Annotated in this window: 17 protein-coding genes; 6 read left to right on the forward strand and 11 right to left on the reverse strand. The window is 36.9% G+C overall.

The features are described from left to right. The first annotated feature begins 98 nt into the window (after positions 1-98). The 4 genes from V6E90_RS05540 to V6E90_RS05555 all read left to right on the forward strand — a co-directional run bounded on the left by V6E90_RS05540 (position 99) and on the right by V6E90_RS05555 (position 4,266). Positions 99-2,261: a malate synthase G gene (locus V6E90_RS05540; protein WP_016539916.1), complete on the forward strand. Its 2,163-nt coding sequence runs from the start codon at positions 99-101 to the stop codon at positions 2,259-2,261. 70 nt (positions 2,262-2,331) lie between these two features. Then, complete coding sequence (locus V6E90_RS05545) at positions 2,332-2,841, forward strand: hypothetical protein (RefSeq protein ID WP_332604736.1); 510 nt, start codon at positions 2,332-2,334, stop codon at positions 2,839-2,841. A 65-nt stretch (positions 2,842-2,906) separates the two neighbouring features. Further along, positions 2,907-3,527, forward strand: a complete 621-nt coding sequence (locus tag V6E90_RS05550; RefSeq protein ID WP_016539918.1) for a 2OG-Fe(II) oxygenase — start codon at positions 2,907-2,909, stop codon at positions 3,525-3,527. Positions 3,528-3,603: 76 nt separating this feature from the next. Next, a complete protein-coding gene (locus V6E90_RS05555; RefSeq protein WP_065342123.1) occupies positions 3,604-4,266 on the forward strand; it encodes an SOS response-associated peptidase in 663 nt (220 codons plus the stop codon). 70 nt (positions 4,267-4,336) lie between these two features. On the opposite strand, the gene V6E90_RS05560 is transcribed toward V6E90_RS05555, so the two are convergent. Both V6E90_RS05560 and V6E90_RS05565 read right to left on the reverse strand, forming a co-directional pair. Continuing rightward, positions 4,337-4,801, reverse strand: a complete 465-nt coding sequence (locus V6E90_RS05560; protein ID WP_016539920.1) for a MarR family winged helix-turn-helix transcriptional regulator — start codon at positions 4,799-4,801, stop codon at positions 4,337-4,339. A 695-nt stretch (positions 4,802-5,496) separates the two neighbouring features. Beyond that, the gene (locus tag V6E90_RS05565) at positions 5,497-6,354 is read right to left on the reverse strand and encodes an alpha/beta hydrolase family protein (RefSeq protein ID WP_262757612.1); all 858 of its coding nucleotides are present in this window, start codon (positions 6,352-6,354) and stop codon (positions 5,497-5,499) included. 135 nt (positions 6,355-6,489) lie between these two features. On the opposite strand from V6E90_RS05565, the gene V6E90_RS05570 reads away from it, so the two are divergent. Then, positions 6,490-6,945, forward strand: a complete 456-nt coding sequence (locus V6E90_RS05570; RefSeq protein ID WP_065342121.1) for a hypothetical protein — start codon at positions 6,490-6,492, stop codon at positions 6,943-6,945. Between the two features lie 12 nt (positions 6,946-6,957). Here V6E90_RS05570 and V6E90_RS05575 read toward each other — a convergent pair whose 3' ends face one another. Both V6E90_RS05575 and brnQ read right to left on the reverse strand, forming a co-directional pair. Continuing rightward, entirely contained in the window at positions 6,958-7,218 is a 261-nt protein-coding gene (locus V6E90_RS05575) for a hypothetical protein (protein ID WP_016539923.1), read from the reverse strand. 407 nt (positions 7,219-7,625) lie between these two features. Next, complete coding sequence (gene brnQ, locus V6E90_RS05580) at positions 7,626-8,927, reverse strand: branched-chain amino acid transport system II carrier protein (protein ID WP_016539924.1); 1,302 nt, start codon at positions 8,925-8,927, stop codon at positions 7,626-7,628. A 231-nt stretch (positions 8,928-9,158) separates the two neighbouring features. Between brnQ and V6E90_RS05585 the strand changes: the two genes are divergently transcribed. Then, on the forward strand, positions 9,159-10,310 hold the full coding sequence (locus V6E90_RS05585) for a tyrosine-type recombinase/integrase (RefSeq protein ID WP_332604737.1): 1,152 nt from the start codon (positions 9,159-9,161) through the stop codon (positions 10,308-10,310). On the opposite strand, the gene V6E90_RS05590 is transcribed toward V6E90_RS05585, so the two are convergent. From V6E90_RS05590 to V6E90_RS05620, 7 genes are all read right to left on the reverse strand, one after another. Then, on the reverse strand, positions 10,294-10,566 hold the full coding sequence (locus tag V6E90_RS05590) for a pyocin activator PrtN family protein (protein ID WP_332604738.1): 273 nt from the start codon (positions 10,564-10,566) through the stop codon (positions 10,294-10,296). The genes V6E90_RS05585 and V6E90_RS05590 overlap by 17 nt on opposite strands. 3 nt (positions 10,567-10,569) lie before the next feature. Then, positions 10,570-10,710, reverse strand: coding sequence for a hypothetical protein (locus tag V6E90_RS05595; protein WP_332604739.1), 141 nt, complete (start codon positions 10,708-10,710; stop codon positions 10,570-10,572). A 217-nt stretch (positions 10,711-10,927) separates the two neighbouring features. Further along, positions 10,928-11,647: an ERF family protein gene (locus V6E90_RS05600; protein ID WP_332604740.1), complete on the reverse strand. Its 720-nt coding sequence runs from the start codon at positions 11,645-11,647 to the stop codon at positions 10,928-10,930. A gap of 11 nt (positions 11,648-11,658) precedes the next feature. Next, positions 11,659-12,204 carry a hypothetical protein gene (locus V6E90_RS05605; RefSeq protein ID WP_332604741.1) on the reverse strand — a complete coding sequence of 182 codons (546 nt, stop codon included), beginning with the start codon at positions 12,202-12,204 and terminating at the stop codon, positions 11,659-11,661. Between the two features lie 362 nt (positions 12,205-12,566). Continuing rightward, positions 12,567-12,956, reverse strand: a complete 390-nt coding sequence (locus V6E90_RS05610) for a hypothetical protein (protein ID WP_332604742.1) — start codon at positions 12,954-12,956, stop codon at positions 12,567-12,569. After that, entirely contained in the window at positions 12,928-14,457 is a 1,530-nt protein-coding gene (locus V6E90_RS05615) for a PIN domain-containing protein (protein WP_332604743.1), read from the reverse strand. The genes V6E90_RS05610 and V6E90_RS05615 overlap by 29 nt, the downstream gene beginning before the upstream one ends. A 5-nt stretch (positions 14,458-14,462) precedes the next feature. After that, a complete protein-coding gene (locus V6E90_RS05620) occupies positions 14,463-15,002 on the reverse strand; it encodes an ATP-binding protein (protein ID WP_332604744.1) in 540 nt (179 codons plus the stop codon). Positions 15,003-15,142 lie beyond the last annotated feature (140 nt).

Below are 15,142 nucleotides of genomic sequence, written 5' to 3' on the forward strand. Positions count from 1 at the left end.
ATGCTTACTATTTAGGAATGTGATATTACTATTCAGGCTAGTATAAATCAGTATACTAGAATTCTTGTTATAAAAAGTTAGCACCATCAGGAAAGACAATGACTGTACGTATTCAAAAAGGCAAGCTAGCGATTGCTAAAGAACTTTACGATTTCATCGAAAATGAAGCTTTACCAGGTACTGGTTTAGAGAGTGAAACTTACTGGAAGAACTTCGAGCAAGTCGTTGTCGACCTTAGCCCAAAGAACAAAGCATTATTGGCTAAGCGTGATGAACTTCAGGCAAAGATTGATGAATGGCATCGCAACAATAAATTTGAATTAAATGCTTACAAGGCATTCTTAACTGAAATTGGTTATCTCGTACCAGAAGTTGCTGACTTCCAAGTGACGACTGAAAATGTGGATGAAGAAATCGCATTATTGGCTGGTCCACAGCTGGTTGTACCTGTGCGTAATGCGCGTTATAGCTTAAACGCAGCCAATGCACGTTGGGGTTCTTTATATGACGCGCTGTATGGTACAGACGTTATTTCTGAAGAAGGTGGTGCAGAGAAAGGCAAAGGTTATAACCCAGTTCGTGGTGATAAAGTTATTGCTTTCGCAAAAGATTTCTTAAACCAAACGTTCCCATTGGCTCAAGGTTCGCATGCGGATGCAACTCAATATGCTGTGGTGAATAACGGTTTAGCTGTAACGTTAAAAGATGGTTCAACAACTTCTTTGGCACATGAATCACAATTTGTTGGTTTTAACGGTGAAGCTGCAAGTCCAACTGAGATTGTTTTATTAAATAATGGTTTGCATGTGATTATCGAAATCGATGCAAACAGTCCAATTGGTAAAACAGATGCGGCGGGCGTTAAAGATTTAACTCTTGAAGCTGCAGTAACCACAATTCAAGATTTGGAAGACTCGGTTGCAGCGGTTGATGCTGAAGAGAAAGTGGAAGGCTACCGTAACTGGTTAGGTCTAATGAAAGGTGACTTGCAAGAGTCAATCGAGAAAAATGGTAAAACTGTTACTCGTACCTTGAACAAAGATCGTACTGTACAGAATCTGATTGGTGGTACAACGACATTACACGGTCGTTCATTAATGTTGCTTCGTAATGTAGGCCACTTAATGACTAACCCAGCAATCTTGGTTGACGGTGAAGAAGTGTTCGAAGGCATTATGGATGCTTTAGTGACACCTTTACTCACAGTTGCTGATATTCGTGGTCAAAACGAGAACAAAAACTCTCGTAAAGGTTCAATGTATATCGTTAAGCCGAAAATGCATGGTCCAGAAGAAGTTGCATTTGCAGTTGAATTGTTTGAGCGTGCTGAACAAGCGATTGGCTTACCGGCAAAATCACTCAAAATCGGGATCATGGACGAAGAACGCCGTACTTCTGTGAACTTGAAAAACTGTATCGCTGCTGCGAAAGACCGTACCATTTTCATTAACACAGGCTTTATGGACCGTACGGGTGATGAAATCCATACCTCTATGGAAGCTGCACCAGTTGTGCGTAAAGAAGCGGTTAAAACACAAAAATGGATTGCTGCTTACGAAAACCGTAACGTTGCCATTGGTTTAGCATGTGGTTTACAAGGTAAAGCGCAAATTGGTAAAGGCATGTGGCCGAAACCAGACAGCATGAAAGATATGTTGGCGACAAAGACTGCACATCCAAATGCAGGTGCAACTTGTGCGTGGGTTCCATCACCAACAGGTGCAGTACTACATGCATTGCACTACCATCAAATCAATGTAAAAGCACGTCAAGATGTATTGGCTGCTGAAGACATGCTGACTTTAGATGACTTGTTAACGCCGCCATTTGCACCAGAAACAAACTGGTCTGCAGAAGAGTTAAACAACGAACTTGAAAATAACTGTCAAGGGATCTTGGGTTATGTGGTTCGTTGGGTAGATCTTGGTGTTGGTTGTTCTAAAGTACCAGACATTAATAACGTTGGCTTAATGGAAGACCGTGCTACTTTACGTATTTCATCTCAACACGTTGCAAACTGGTTGCGTCACGGTATCGTAACGCGTGCGCAAGTTGAAGAAGTACTTAAGCGTATGGCTGTGATCGTTGATCAGCAAAATGCCAATGATCCATTGTATACACCAATGGCACCAAACTTTGATGGTATTGCATTCCAAGCCGCTTCTGACTTGATCTTTAAAGGTGCAGAGCAGCCATCTGGTTATACAGAGCCATTGTTGCATGCTGCGCGTTTAAAATTAAAAGGTTATACAGGTGATTAAGATCGCCTGTTAGGCAAATGAGAGGTATCTATTTATTAGATACCTCTTTTTTTATAATTAGAGGGATAAAATGTATTTCTGGAACACCAAAAAATTAATTGATGATTTAAAAAATGACCGTTTAACAGAGCAAAACTACAAAAATTACTATTTGATTAGTAGTGCATTTATGCTCATCATGATGTTTGCTATGCGTTTTGCTCCTATAGATGATGTGCTTCCAAATCTTATTGATGCGGTGCTGAGTATTATAATTCTTATTGTTGGTGTCAATTTCTGTTTTAAGGCAAATGGTGGCAATCAAGGAAAACAATTTCTTAACCGTTTAATTTGTCTCTTTTTACCGATTGGTGTGAGATTTATCTTGGTATATTTACTGTTATTTACCGTCTTTATTCTTGCCTTTATTGTTACTGCACGATTTATTGATGCCACTCAAATTCCTGCTTTAATTGAACCTTATCAAAAATGGGTTGGGTTTTCTATTTCAGTTATAATGCAGGTAATGATGTATTGGCATTTTTGTATCGCACTTAGAGCCATTAGCCGTATAGACAATGAGGTCTTAGAAACAGGATAAAACATCCTATTGATGAATTTTTTGTTATAATTATCACAGTTTGATCATTTAGCCGAATCATAACGATGTCACAAATTTTAAAATTAGATGCTTTAAAACAAGCGCAAGTTTCGACTTCGCCATATCCTTACTTCGTTGTTAAAAATTCGATTGTCGATAGCGAAGTGAACGCTGTTATTCAGGATTTTCCAAAGATTGAACAGGGTGGTAGCTATAACATTGAAGATGTTGAGATTAAGCCTAATTTTGATCGCTTTTTAAAGTCTTTAGACACCAAAGAATTTCGTCAAATTTTAACTGAAAAATTTGATGTGGATGTGATGGAGCATCCGATGATGATCACCTTGCGTGGTTATTCACGTCAAAAAGATGGTCGTATTCATTCTGACTCAAAAACCAAACTGCTGACCATCCTGATTTATTTGAATGAATCTTGGGATGCACCGACAGGTCGTCTACGCATCTTGAATGATGAAAAGAATATGGATGACTATGTTGAAGAGATTGATGCGGGTCCAGGTACTCTAATTGCATTTAAAGTGACTGATAATGGTTGGCATGGTTATGTACCCTATGAGGGGCAACGCCAGTCGATTCAGATTAACTTTTTAACCAGTGATAAAGCCAATGCCAAGCATCGTTTTATCCACGGTTTAAGCGCAAAAATGAAAAAATTATTTGGCTAATTTTTGCAATTACAAAGAGGAGGGTTAATACCTCCTTTTTTTAACTTTGCTTTTAAGGATAAATACTCAGCGAACTATGTGTGCCAACTATAAACCATTGACAGTCGAGCAAGTTCAACAACTTGGTTTACCTTTGATTCCATTTGAATATGGGGGAGAAGTTTACCCAAGTTATAAAACGCCGTTGCTATTTAAATCGGAGCAAGGGCTGGAGTGGCGGGAAGTGTTGTTTGGTTTGGTACCAAAGTGGTCGGAAGATACTAATATTTCCAAGCATACTTATAATGCACGGCATGAAACCATTTTTCAGAAACCTAGTTTTGTAGAAGCAGCAAGCAAGTGTAAGTTTGGCGTGATTCCAGTAACTGAGTTTTATGAAAGTAAGTATATCGACAATAAACCTCAACGTTGGGGTGTACGTCGCAAAGATGGACAAGCTTTTTATATCGCTGCATTATATGAAATCCGTAAGTTAAATGATCAGATCATTCGTTCGGCAACGATGCTTACGATGGACGCTATAGACCATCCGATGATGAAAGATTTCCATGAACCTGGGGATGTGAAGCGTTCAGTTGTTGTTATCCCACATCAGCGTTTAGATGAGTGGTTAAGCTTGAAGCAGCCACATGAGCTTTATGACTTCATGCAAGCTTTTCCTGTTGAGGAATTTGAGTGTTCACATGTTCCGAAACCGAAGATTGAGAAAATAACACCACAACTGAATATGTTTGATTGAAATGAATATTTGTGTTGATGAGATCAAAAAAGGCTTCCTATAGGAAGCCTTGCTATTTTAAACCAGTCACTTAGCGCGCAAGATTTTTAAACATATGGCGTAAAATTTCCATGGTTTTTTCAATTTGCAATGGTGTTAAGCCATCAAATGATTGTTCTAGGATAACAGAAGTTAGGTCATTTATTTTTGTGATCATTTCTTGACCTTTTTCGGTCAGGTAGACGCGTGTGATACGACCATCTTCTTTACATGAATAAGTATCGATATAACCTTCATCTTTAAGACGATAAACGATTTTGGTTGTGGTCGACATTTTAGAGATGACCATGTCTGATAACTCAGACACGCTTGCATGAGGTTTGACATGCAATGCGATTAAAATGCGGCGGCGAGAATTGTCTAGACCATATTTTTTGAGTACGTTATCAATATTTTGAACGTATTGAGCATTTACTTGAGAAATCCAGTAAAAAGGGAAGTCTTCCAGGTTAAATGAATCGGCTGTAGGTAAAAAACGCGCATATTTTTTTGGCATCACTTATTTCCTATACTTGCACAAGAAACTACGCCTCGTAGTTCCTAGATTCCATGAAATGTCTCTAACTTTCCTGTTAAAAAAATCTCTTTCCTGATTTTTTTAGCATTCCATTTTTTAACAAATCTGTCCAAAGATAACGTTGAAATTATCTTTATTCTGAATGAATAAGTCATCATAAAATTCACATAAATCAGCTATTAATGATGTACTATCCAGTCGTCTTTCCCTTAAGGTTGTTCTACAGCTTTGCATCACTGCTGATTTGTAGAATAACTCTATTGTAGAAAAAAAATACGATTTTTGACGTGACATTTTTATAATAATTTCTGTCTAAAATGTCATAAATATACGAAATCAATATATTTATAAAATAAATAAAGCTTAAAAAAATAGCGAATACAGATATTTGTATTGATCATTTGGTTAAAATATAACACATAAAAATTTTAAAAAAAGTTGAATAAATACATTCTTTATCACATTTTTCCGATGAAATTTAATCATTGCTCGTTTGTAGGACACCAGAATTAATTTTTAAATTGCTTAAGAAGTATTGCGATAACTACAATGAAGCGGTGTAAGGGAAAACAAAATACGAAGAAGATGCTAGATTTGAGGCAAAAAAAGACGCATCTAAACAGGATTACAGGTTTAGATGCGTAAAGTGCAAAGCAAGGCAGTGATGACTTGATTTAAATGTGGAGTTCACTTTCCATCAGTGGCCATAGTTTTTGATGCGATTTTTTAAACATCAGCATGTGCCCAATTTGCTTATAGCCGTGTTGTTGAGGGTTGAGCTCAATCAATTTGGTTGGCGCATTTGGGTATAAACGTAGTAGATCTTTGACATTTGTCTGCGTAGCAATTTCATCATCACTGGCCCAGAACGATGTGATTGGGCATTGAATTTCTTGGTGATAATCTTCAAAGATGGTTTTGCCAATTGCATTCATGACATAACCGGGTTTGCTACAAAACTCAGCCCATTGTTTGGCAACATTTTTGGGTAGATTTTCACCCATGCCAATGAATTGAGTTGCACCATAGCCTTTAAAGAAGCTAGAAACAGGAAAAATAACATTGAACATCACAGGCGCAAGGATTTTGGTTTTCCCTTTCAAGCCTTTAACATGTCCAGTTGAACCTGCAATGGCTAACACTTTAGCAACTTTCTGATAATTCGATGTAATCCCGAGTAACTGTCCGCCCGCACTATGTCCAACAATAACGACTTTTTCAGCTTGAGTACGATCTAATAAAGTCTCGATAGCCGCTGGGATATCATAGATTCCCCAGTCATTAATGCTGGCAGTCGAGTCTTTCAGTGGGCCATGTAATGACTCGCCAATCCCTCTAAAATCAAAGCTTAAAACATCATATCCTTGCTGGCTAAGCCAATCTGCGAAAGCATGATAGAAATTTTTGGTTATCCCTGTTGCTGGGCAAATCAGAATCGGATATGACTTGCTCTGTTCTTGCGCAGGATAAAACTGAGCAGCAAGTTGATAATCATCTTTGCATGTGATCCAAAAAGATTCATAGCGATTCATTTGAAAGATACTCTTATATATGCATGGTTCTACTTTACACAAGTTCTAAAAAGAAACTTGCTTAAAAAATGACTTAAAAGTCAAATTTTATGTAATATACGCACACAAAAGGAATATTTTAATTTCGGGGATGCTATGTACGTTTTAAATACTGCAACACAACTTGCGATTGTATTTAGTGGAATTTTTCTATGGGTGGGGATGCTGACTGGAGTTTGGAAATATTATCAAATTAGACAAACAGCGCAAGCAAGAGCACATTATTATGTGGATATTGCGCATCGGAGTAGTTTGCTTTATGCCGCTGCCAGCCTCATTTTAGCCGCTTTGAGTTTCTTTACGGTTCTGTCTGATGCTTGGGCATTGTTTTGTGTAATAGCAAATTTATTCTTTTTTGCGATGTCGATCTTAATATATATCTTGCATGGATTATTAAAAGATACAACCAATCAATTTAAACAGCCGCATCAGGTGGGAAAGTGGACTTTACCAGCATGGTGCATGACATTGATGATGCTAAGTTTAATTATTGTTGAGTTGGGGGCTACAGGTATTTTAGTCGTCGGAACCATTGTTCGGTTTATGCATTAAAAAAATGGATGATCACTCATCCATTTTTCCTGAAGAATTTTTTTGGCGCGCTGCACTTAACTGTCGAAACTTTCGATCGACGATCGCCCACATACAAAAGGCCAGAGATACAACCAATGCATAAGCAAAATATTCGGGTTTTAAATTACCTTTAATCGTGCCTTGAAATAACAACGTGACCATCAAGGCAAGCGTTGTTGTTGCATATAAGATCGAATCATTCGCCTTCAGAGCGTTAATGAAGACTTGCTTGTTGAAATGTATTGATAACATCTCCATCCCTCCTTGTTGTGACGACAAAACCATGCGTTTTTGTCTGAATTGTTTTTTAAGTTGTACTGCTATTTTCTGAGCATTTCAATAGCAAAAGGGGGTATTTTGAAAATAAATTTATGAATGTATTGATTTATATAACTTTTAAGTATTTTTTATATTAATTTATACTATTTTTTAGTTAAATATTACTCATTATTTTTACATTTTGAAAAAATTGGCCATCAAGATATCCTGCGGAAATAGTATCTTTTAAATGGGATATCAATAAGAAGTAAAGGGTGGCATAGACTGCCCCAAGAAAAGAAAGATTTGTCGTAAACAAAAAATGAACGTTGGATAAAAGAACATTTTCTGTATAGCTAAAATCATGTTTGGGTAAAACATCATTTTAACGACAAATCATTTTAATCTTTAGATGCTGTTACGCGATCAACTACAATTGCAAAAACCAGAACGATGAGTGACGGAAGTAACCATGCAAGATTCTGTTCGTTCAAAGGTAAATGCTGGATGAATGTTGGTAATTGTTCAGTAAAGCCAGCTGCTTTAATCGCTTCAATAATGCCGAATAGGAATGCAACCGCAGTCACAGAGCCAACCACGATAGAAGGGTTGTTCCAACGCTTCCAGAAAAAGCTCAGCATAATCACAACAATTGCAGGGGGATAAATTGCACTGAGTACTGGAACTGATACTGCAATCAGCTTGGTTAAACCTAAATTGGAAATCAATAATGAAAAACCAGTCAGGATAAAAACAAGTAATTTATAAGACCAGCCCGTCAATTCGGTAAAATATTCAGCACATGCACAGGTAAGGCCAATTGCGGTCACCATACAGGCAAGGAAAATCAAAATCGTTAAGAAATAAGATCCGTAATCACCAAAGGCGTGTTGTACATAAGCATGCAGAATAATTGCACCATTGGCTGCATTCGGCGCAACTTCATGACTACCTAAGCCAAGTTTAAATAAACTGATATAAACAAGTGTAAGTCCAACACCCGCAATCAAGCTTGCGATAATGGCATATTTGGTAATTAACTTAGCATCCGTTACACCGCGTGATTGAATTGCCTGAATAATCACAATACCGAATACCAAAGCACCTAAAGTATCCATGGTTAAATAACCACTTACAAAACCTTCAGAAACCGGACTTGCGATATAGTTATTCACTGGCGCAGAGATTAAGCCAGTTGGAATAGCAAATGCTGCAATACCTAAAATAGCCAGTGCAACAATTTTTAAAGGTGCCAGTACATGCCCCACGGTATCGAGTAATTTGTTTGGATACAGTGAAACTGCAGTCACAAAAGCAAAATAAACAACACTATAGATAAATAGGCTGCTGCCAGATGTACCGAAGTAGGGAGCAAAACCAATTTCATACGAAACGGTTGCTGTACGTGGTGTCGCAAATAGTGGGCCTACAGATAAATAGCAGACAATCGTTAACAGCAGGCTAAAGAAACGTCCAAGTGGAGAACTGATGATCTCGATTGAGCCTTTCATACGAGATAAGGCCATAATCGTAATGACAGGCAGACCAACTGCGGTAATTAAGAAACCGAAAGCGGCAAGCCAAACATGTTCACCAGCCTGCTGAGCAACGATTGGAGGAAAGATAATATTGCCTGCGCCAATAAATAACGCGAAGGTCATAAAACCTAAAGCAATGATATCTCCTGTACGAAGTTGATTCATAAAGAGGGAGGCATAAAATAAAAGTGCGAATTTTAGAACAAAATTCACGTATAGAATACCCAAAAATTATATAAATCAGTAACTTTCAAAAAATGCAAAATAAAACAATAGTTTAATAAGATTTGTTTGATGCTTTATTGTGCTTTGTTTTGCGCCTTTCTGCCTTGTTTATAAGTTTTTTTACACCTTAATTTACGCCACACTTATTTTATTGAATTGAGGTGTAAATATATGGGTACAGTTACGCAGAGACAGCTATCAAATGGAACCTTAAAGTTTCGTGCTGAGATTAGGATAAATCGTCAAGGCTTACCATCTTACAAGGAAAGTAAAACATTCTCATCCAAGAAAGTTGCAAAAAACTGGCTCACAAAAAGAGAAGCAGAAATAGAGCAGAATCCTGCAATATTATTAAATAAAAATGCTCATGTAAATGAATACACATTAGTCCAAGCAATAGATAAGTACATGGATGATGTTGGTGGGGCGTATAGCAAAGTTAAAATGGCGGGCTTAAAAAGAATTAAAAAATTCCCTATTGCTAAGTGTAAGTTGATGAATATTACTTCTGACCATATTGCAGGACATGTGAAGTTAAGAAGGAATGGGTGCGATACTTTGGGGTATTTGCCAAACAAGCCAAGCTCAATTCAAACTGAGCTTCTAAATATTAGAAGTGTTCTTGTACATGCATCTGTAATGTGGAATGTGCCAGTAGATCTAAATACGTTTGATAGAGTGTCGGCTCAAATGAGAAAAACACGACAGTTGGTTATAGGTGATTCAAGGGATAGGCTTCCAACACAAAAAGAATTGCTGAAATTGACAAAGTTTTTTGTAGAAAAATGGAATAAACGTGAACGGGGAAACTCTTATCCCATGCATTTGATTATGTGGTTTGCGATATTTTCATGTAGACGAGAATCTGAAATATGTCGAATTAAACTTTCGGACTATGATACTCACAATGAGTCTTGGTTAGTTAGAGATCTAAAAAGCCCTAAAGGCTCAAAGGGTAATAACAAAGAGTTTAATGTGCTTGAACCATGTAAAAAAATTATAGATTTAGCTCTGAGACCAGAATATAGAAATCGTATGTTGAGGTTAGGATATAGTGAAGAATACCTTTTCCCAGTTAGCCTCAGGACAGTTGCATCAGAGTTTAGGGATGCATGTAAAATTTTAGGAATAGAAGATCTTAAATTTCATGATCTAAGACATGAGGCATGCACAAGGCTAGCTGAGCAAGGATTCACAATTCCTCAGCTACAACAAGTTAGTTTGCATGAATCATGGAAATGCTTACAGATATATGTTTCTGTAAAAAAGCGAAAAGATGTTTTAAAGGTAAACGATGTCCTACGCCTCATCGATGAAGCGTAGAAAAATCTTTAAGTGCTAATTCATGCCGCTTATCTAAAGCGTTGGCAAACTCATTAAGATGAACAAACCAAGGTGATTTCTGACTACCATCTAATTTGAAGCAAGGGAAAGGGAAGTCTTGTTTACTTGCCTTTTCATTTATCACTTTTTTTTGAAGATGGGGGTAGTAGTCTGAGCAAAGATCATCTAGTTTAACCACAATAGATCTGTATCTCATAAACAAATAGTCTTCTGTAGAAAATTCAGGTACACCCATATTTCATTCCCCTGTATCTGCTTTTTTAAAAAGCATCTCAGTATTTGGGCTGATAATTTCTTTAAATATCTGTGTAGCTACTTCAGAATGAGTCCCTTTAATTTTTAATGAAGGGATATCTACACCATGGATAACATCTGCCATCTTATTTACTCCAAATTTCATTTCTAATTACTAAGCTTTTCGAAAGACTGCGTGCGTGCAGCCTTTTGATTGGTTAATAGCGATACTGAGACATCCTTGATCAATTCATTGCCTTGCAATATCAACTGTTTAGCCTGGAGAGCTGTCGTAGCCTCTACACGTCCTCGTAAGCTGCCTTTGCCGTGAAGCTTGGCCACATACTTAAAAATGTAGGTTTTTACGCACTCCAACCCTCCATGTCCTTTTTTGCCTTACATGCCTGCACAATCTGATTTTCATAGCGCGTGCCTTTAAACTGTTTATAGATCACGCCTAGATGTGCTTCATTGTTAGCGTGATGGATCGCATTTAAAGCTTGTTGAAAATCATTGGTCAGCTGCTGCGCTGCATTTGGTTGAGCAGTTTGATTTTGCCGCTGCCGTTGTTGCTGTCCAGGTTGTTGGTTCTGGTTGCGCTGCTGATTTTGAGCAGGGGCATTTTGTTGGTTACTGCGAGCCTGTGCATTGGTTTGCTGATGATAAGCATCAGTATCGGCATCTTGGGTATCATCAATCAGGAATAGGCCATTTAATGCGTATTTTCGCGCATAGGAACTAGATGAACCAAATGTCTGGGCCACATCCATTCCTTTTTTATTGATCTCTACGCCAGCATGTGCGGTGGTCATGGTTTGTTTGCCTTGTGCATCAGTAAAGACGGCTTTGGCCGTAATCACCACGACTGGCCCAATCTCTTGCACTTCATCACTGACTACAAGGGTAGCGCCGTATTTTTGCAATAGCGGCTTAACACCTTCAAGAATGTCTTCTAGGCTACGGTAATGGAATTTACCAAAGCTGTTGTATTTGCTCTTTGGTGCTTTTAACTCAAGTTGAATAAGTTGTAAGGCATCCAATGTACTGGTTGATGCCTTTTGTTGATTCACTGCTGCATTCATCATAAATCTCCTTAGGCACCGTTATATTGCGCGTTGCGGTAATCAATCCGTTGTTCTTTTCTATAGCGTGGTGTTTGGCTTCGAGCTCTGCGTTCTATGGCACGTTGGTAATTTACGATTTTCTTGATATTACCTTTTAGCCAATAAACAGCTAATTCTTCATCAGTGATGGGGCGTACTTCGCTTTCTACTGATTCTTTAACCAAAATAGAATGCCATTCAAAGCATGGGGCTTGAGCACCACCAAAGAATTCACCATCAAAATCAGGTGTGTAATTTAACGATACTTTGACCAGATAAATTTTTGGGCCAAGGCGTACGTTGTAGTAGCCATTCACGTCTTTACAGATGAATTGCGCGAAAGGTGTGGTATAGCGTTTCTTTTGCATGACAGGCTCCATATTACTGGTCTTACCCTGTGTATATGATGCTGAATGCCCAGTATTTACAGGGCTTTCAAGTCGCTGTGCGTCATAGTTTGTCGGTTGTGTTTTGTTCGATAATGACGAGCTAAATAGCTTGGTTTTTGGGTTAGAAGCTGTATGTAATTGTCCCATGTACTTATTCTCCAAAGATGCTGTAAATAACAAGGATTTGAACAATACAAATAAGGAAAACTACAACTACAATAGGGAGTAGCTTAAGCGCATCCTTTAGATTGGCTTTGATGAATTCGAGTGTACTGACCTGATAATCAGTAGCAGAAGGGTGTTGGTGTAAACGTTGGGACGTTTGACTATGTATAGGCTTTTGTTTCATACTTATCTCGCTTTAATGCAAAGCCCCGTTCATCCGCCAAGAGCACGGGGCTTTTTGTTTACGAGATTAATTTAGCAAACGCTAAATATTTATACAATAGCAAATGCTAAATTTTGTAGGCAAAAAAATGGTTATTCAAAATAACCATTTTAGAATCAAACTAAGCCTTTAAGGGAACATAGCAAAATGATTGAGGTGGGTGACTAATGCCAAACATGTCTTGTAGTAACTTTGGCTCGTCAAAAAGTTTAGCACGTTCAACTTTTAAGGCGTACCCTAGCTTTCGATTGGCGAAATACTCATAAAAGTAATCCTCAGATATTCCCGCATCTTCACTTGTCGCTTCCCATAAAAGAGTTGGTTGTCTAGCTAGGATTTCATCTACGTATAAGGTTCCTACTACTTTAGATATAGGAGCAGAAGCATAGACATAAATCACTTTAATTGATTTATCTTTAAAAATTGCTTTACGAAATTCATATTTCTTTTCGCCAGCAAAAATTGCATCAGCGAATTTCGGCTTAATCGATAACAATACTGCGGTCGACATGTGAGCCTCCTAAAAGTTTTTCAAATTTGTCTGCGGAGAGAGTTTCAAATCCTCTCGGGGCACTTTGAGCGTTCGCAATGATACCATTCTCTACCAAACTTTGAAGATTCATCCTCTTTGGGAATGAGTAAAGATACAAAAAATTGACTATAAAAGGGCGTGTTTTATTGTAATTCCAAAATTCTGAAAGTTCTTTGTCAGAAAAAACACTTCGCTTTCGACATAACTCAATAAAATGTTTTTCATCTTTTATATTTTTTATCACACTCTCAACAACACCAATTGTGGTTGTAACGGAAGTATACCAACCACTTCCTCCACTAGCTGTTCGATAAAATACAACTAGGTCATTTTTCTGCATACTTTTATTATATGAACGTGAAATATATACTTTTGATAGAGCATTCCGATTAGGTTTCAATTCGACATAATCATTAGGTGACTCATTATTTAGAATTGAGTCTGGAAATAATTCTGTATGATAGTTGGGATAGATAGGTACTATCCATTTATTAACGTGATTTAGCATAAATGGATAACGTAAGTGAGGTTCACTTGCATTTGAAGCGTAAGTGGCACCAAAAGGTCTGACTAAGACTAGTTCTTCGCCTGCAGCGCTTTTTTTCATTCCATGTTCAATAAAGCCCCAATCTTTTAAAAGTTTAATCAAACGGAGTTTGTTATCCCCATGATTAAAGATCGTTACGTAAACTTCATCTACTTTAAAAAGAAGAGCATTATCAAATATGATTTTGATAAATCTTTCCCCCAGCTTGAATCCATTTGAAATGACTTTAAAGGTGCCTATCTTCAATCTTTTTTTAGGAGAAAATTGTGGGGATATATCATGATATGCTTCATTAGAGTTTTCCACTTTTAAAAATAAAAACGCGGCAACTTCATTGGATTCATTTTTGCAGTAATATGCAAAATCATCAGATTTTTTTATGAACCACTTGTCGAAACCTGGGTAATCCTCTCTAAAGGTATCAAAGAAATTATCTTGAAGAGGGATGTTTCCGAAATACTCTTTTTGAACGGATAAGACTTTGTAACTTGCAAAATCCGGATTCTCGGAAACAACCTTTTCTAAAAAACTGTCTATAGTAAATACTTTGTCATCCAAATTTATATAAGCAGCTTTTTTATGAACTTTTCGATCTTCTGTAATAAAAAAGTCAACCCTTCCACTCGCCAATTCATTTAATAATGTCGAATCATTATGATCATTTGCATTGTGGTCGAAATGAGTTCTAAGCCCGTCTATCTCTGGGGTATCAATTGCGATAGTTTTAATAAAATGATAATGTGCTAGTTTTTTCTCAAAAGTATCTACTGTTTTTGAGTTCGGATTTTTCCTAATTTCCTCAAGAGTAAGTGGGTGAATACACTTTATATAGCCTAATTTATCTAACCAATTGAATAATACTCCAATCTCCGAATGGATAATTGTGTTTGCTTCACGATAAATAATTATATTAGTATCTAGAAGAACGCGCATATTATTTACCCCTTTAAATCTTGAATTAATTGCTCTAGAAAAGCTTGTTCGGTATCTTTAGATGTATCAAATTCGATAAAAGGTATATCTAATTCTTTGGAAATAAATTTTGAGTGTTCTTTTTCTGCTTGTTGCAAAAGTGATAAATCTTTAACTGTTAAAATTGCTTTATCTCCATCTCGTTGTATCAAACGTTTATGAATTAGTTCTGGTTCACTTATGAGTAAAAGAATTTTTTTAATTTTTAATTCCTTAAATAAGTCGATAGGTAATTTAATTAAATTTTTGTTACTATCAAGCAAACAACTATGACCATCTAACAAGATATATGGAAAAGAAGAGTCATGTTTTTTAAACTCTTCTAATAGAATTTCTTGATTAGATAAGGCCTTAGTAACAATTTTAGAGTTATTTAAATCTCTTTTTTTCCTTATCAAGTCACTGGCAACAAGGTGATCTGCGGGTAGACGTTTAGCAAATTCTTTACATAAGGTTCCTTTACCAACTCCATGAACCCCCGCGATAAAAAATAGATGATTTTCCATTACACATCTCTTCTAAATTTATAAAAACTTCATAAATAATAAATATACTTTACATTTTTGCAATGTAAAGTATATTTATTATTTATGAATATTTGAAGTGGATAAAGCTTAAAAATTTAATATCAGAGTGAATTGAACTT

Origin of the sequence: Acinetobacter sp. ESBL14 (assembly GCF_036668815.1) — a bacterium.
GTDB lineage: Bacteria > Pseudomonadota > Gammaproteobacteria > Pseudomonadales > Moraxellaceae > Acinetobacter > Acinetobacter gyllenbergii.

Excerpts from the sequence above, each read along its gene's own strand:
- V6E90_RS05540 (WP_016539916.1), top strand. The coding sequence starts at position 99 with ATGACTGTACGTATTCAAAAAGGCAAGCTAGCGATTGCTAAAGAACTT.
- V6E90_RS05545 (WP_332604736.1), top strand. The coding sequence starts at position 2,332 with ATGTATTTCTGGAACACCAAAAAATTAATTGATGATTTAAAAAATGAC.
- V6E90_RS05550 (WP_016539918.1), top strand. The coding sequence starts at position 2,907 with ATGTCACAAATTTTAAAATTAGATGCTTTAAAACAAGCGCAAGTTTCG.
- V6E90_RS05555 (WP_065342123.1), top strand. The coding sequence starts at position 3,604 with ATGTGTGCCAACTATAAACCATTGACAGTCGAGCAAGTTCAACAACTT.
- V6E90_RS05560 (WP_016539920.1), bottom strand. The coding sequence starts at position 4,801 with ATGCCAAAAAAATATGCGCGTTTTTTACCTACAGCCGATTCATTTAAC.
- V6E90_RS05565 (WP_262757612.1), bottom strand. The coding sequence starts at position 6,354 with ATGAATCGCTATGAATCTTTTTGGATCACATGCAAAGATGATTATCAA.
- V6E90_RS05570 (WP_065342121.1), top strand. The coding sequence starts at position 6,490 with ATGTACGTTTTAAATACTGCAACACAACTTGCGATTGTATTTAGTGGA.
- V6E90_RS05575 (WP_016539923.1), bottom strand. The coding sequence starts at position 7,218 with ATGTTATCAATACATTTCAACAAGCAAGTCTTCATTAACGCTCTGAAG.
- brnQ (WP_016539924.1), bottom strand. The coding sequence starts at position 8,927 with ATGAATCAACTTCGTACAGGAGATATCATTGCTTTAGGTTTTATGACC.
- V6E90_RS05585 (WP_332604737.1), top strand. The coding sequence starts at position 9,159 with ATGGGTACAGTTACGCAGAGACAGCTATCAAATGGAACCTTAAAGTTT.
- V6E90_RS05590 (WP_332604738.1), bottom strand. The coding sequence starts at position 10,566 with ATGGGTGTACCTGAATTTTCTACAGAAGACTATTTGTTTATGAGATAC.
- V6E90_RS05595 (WP_332604739.1), bottom strand. The coding sequence starts at position 10,710 with ATGGCAGATGTTATCCATGGTGTAGATATCCCTTCATTAAAAATTAAA.
- V6E90_RS05600 (WP_332604740.1), bottom strand. The coding sequence starts at position 11,647 with ATGAATGCAGCAGTGAATCAACAAAAGGCATCAACCAGTACATTGGAT.
- V6E90_RS05605 (WP_332604741.1), bottom strand. The coding sequence starts at position 12,204 with ATGGGACAATTACATACAGCTTCTAACCCAAAAACCAAGCTATTTAGC.
- V6E90_RS05610 (WP_332604742.1), bottom strand. The coding sequence starts at position 12,956 with ATGTCGACCGCAGTATTGTTATCGATTAAGCCGAAATTCGCTGATGCA.
- V6E90_RS05615 (WP_332604743.1), bottom strand. The coding sequence starts at position 14,457 with ATGCGCGTTCTTCTAGATACTAATATAATTATTTATCGTGAAGCAAAC.
- V6E90_RS05620 (WP_332604744.1), bottom strand. The coding sequence starts at position 15,002 with ATGGAAAATCATCTATTTTTTATCGCGGGGGTTCATGGAGTTGGTAAA.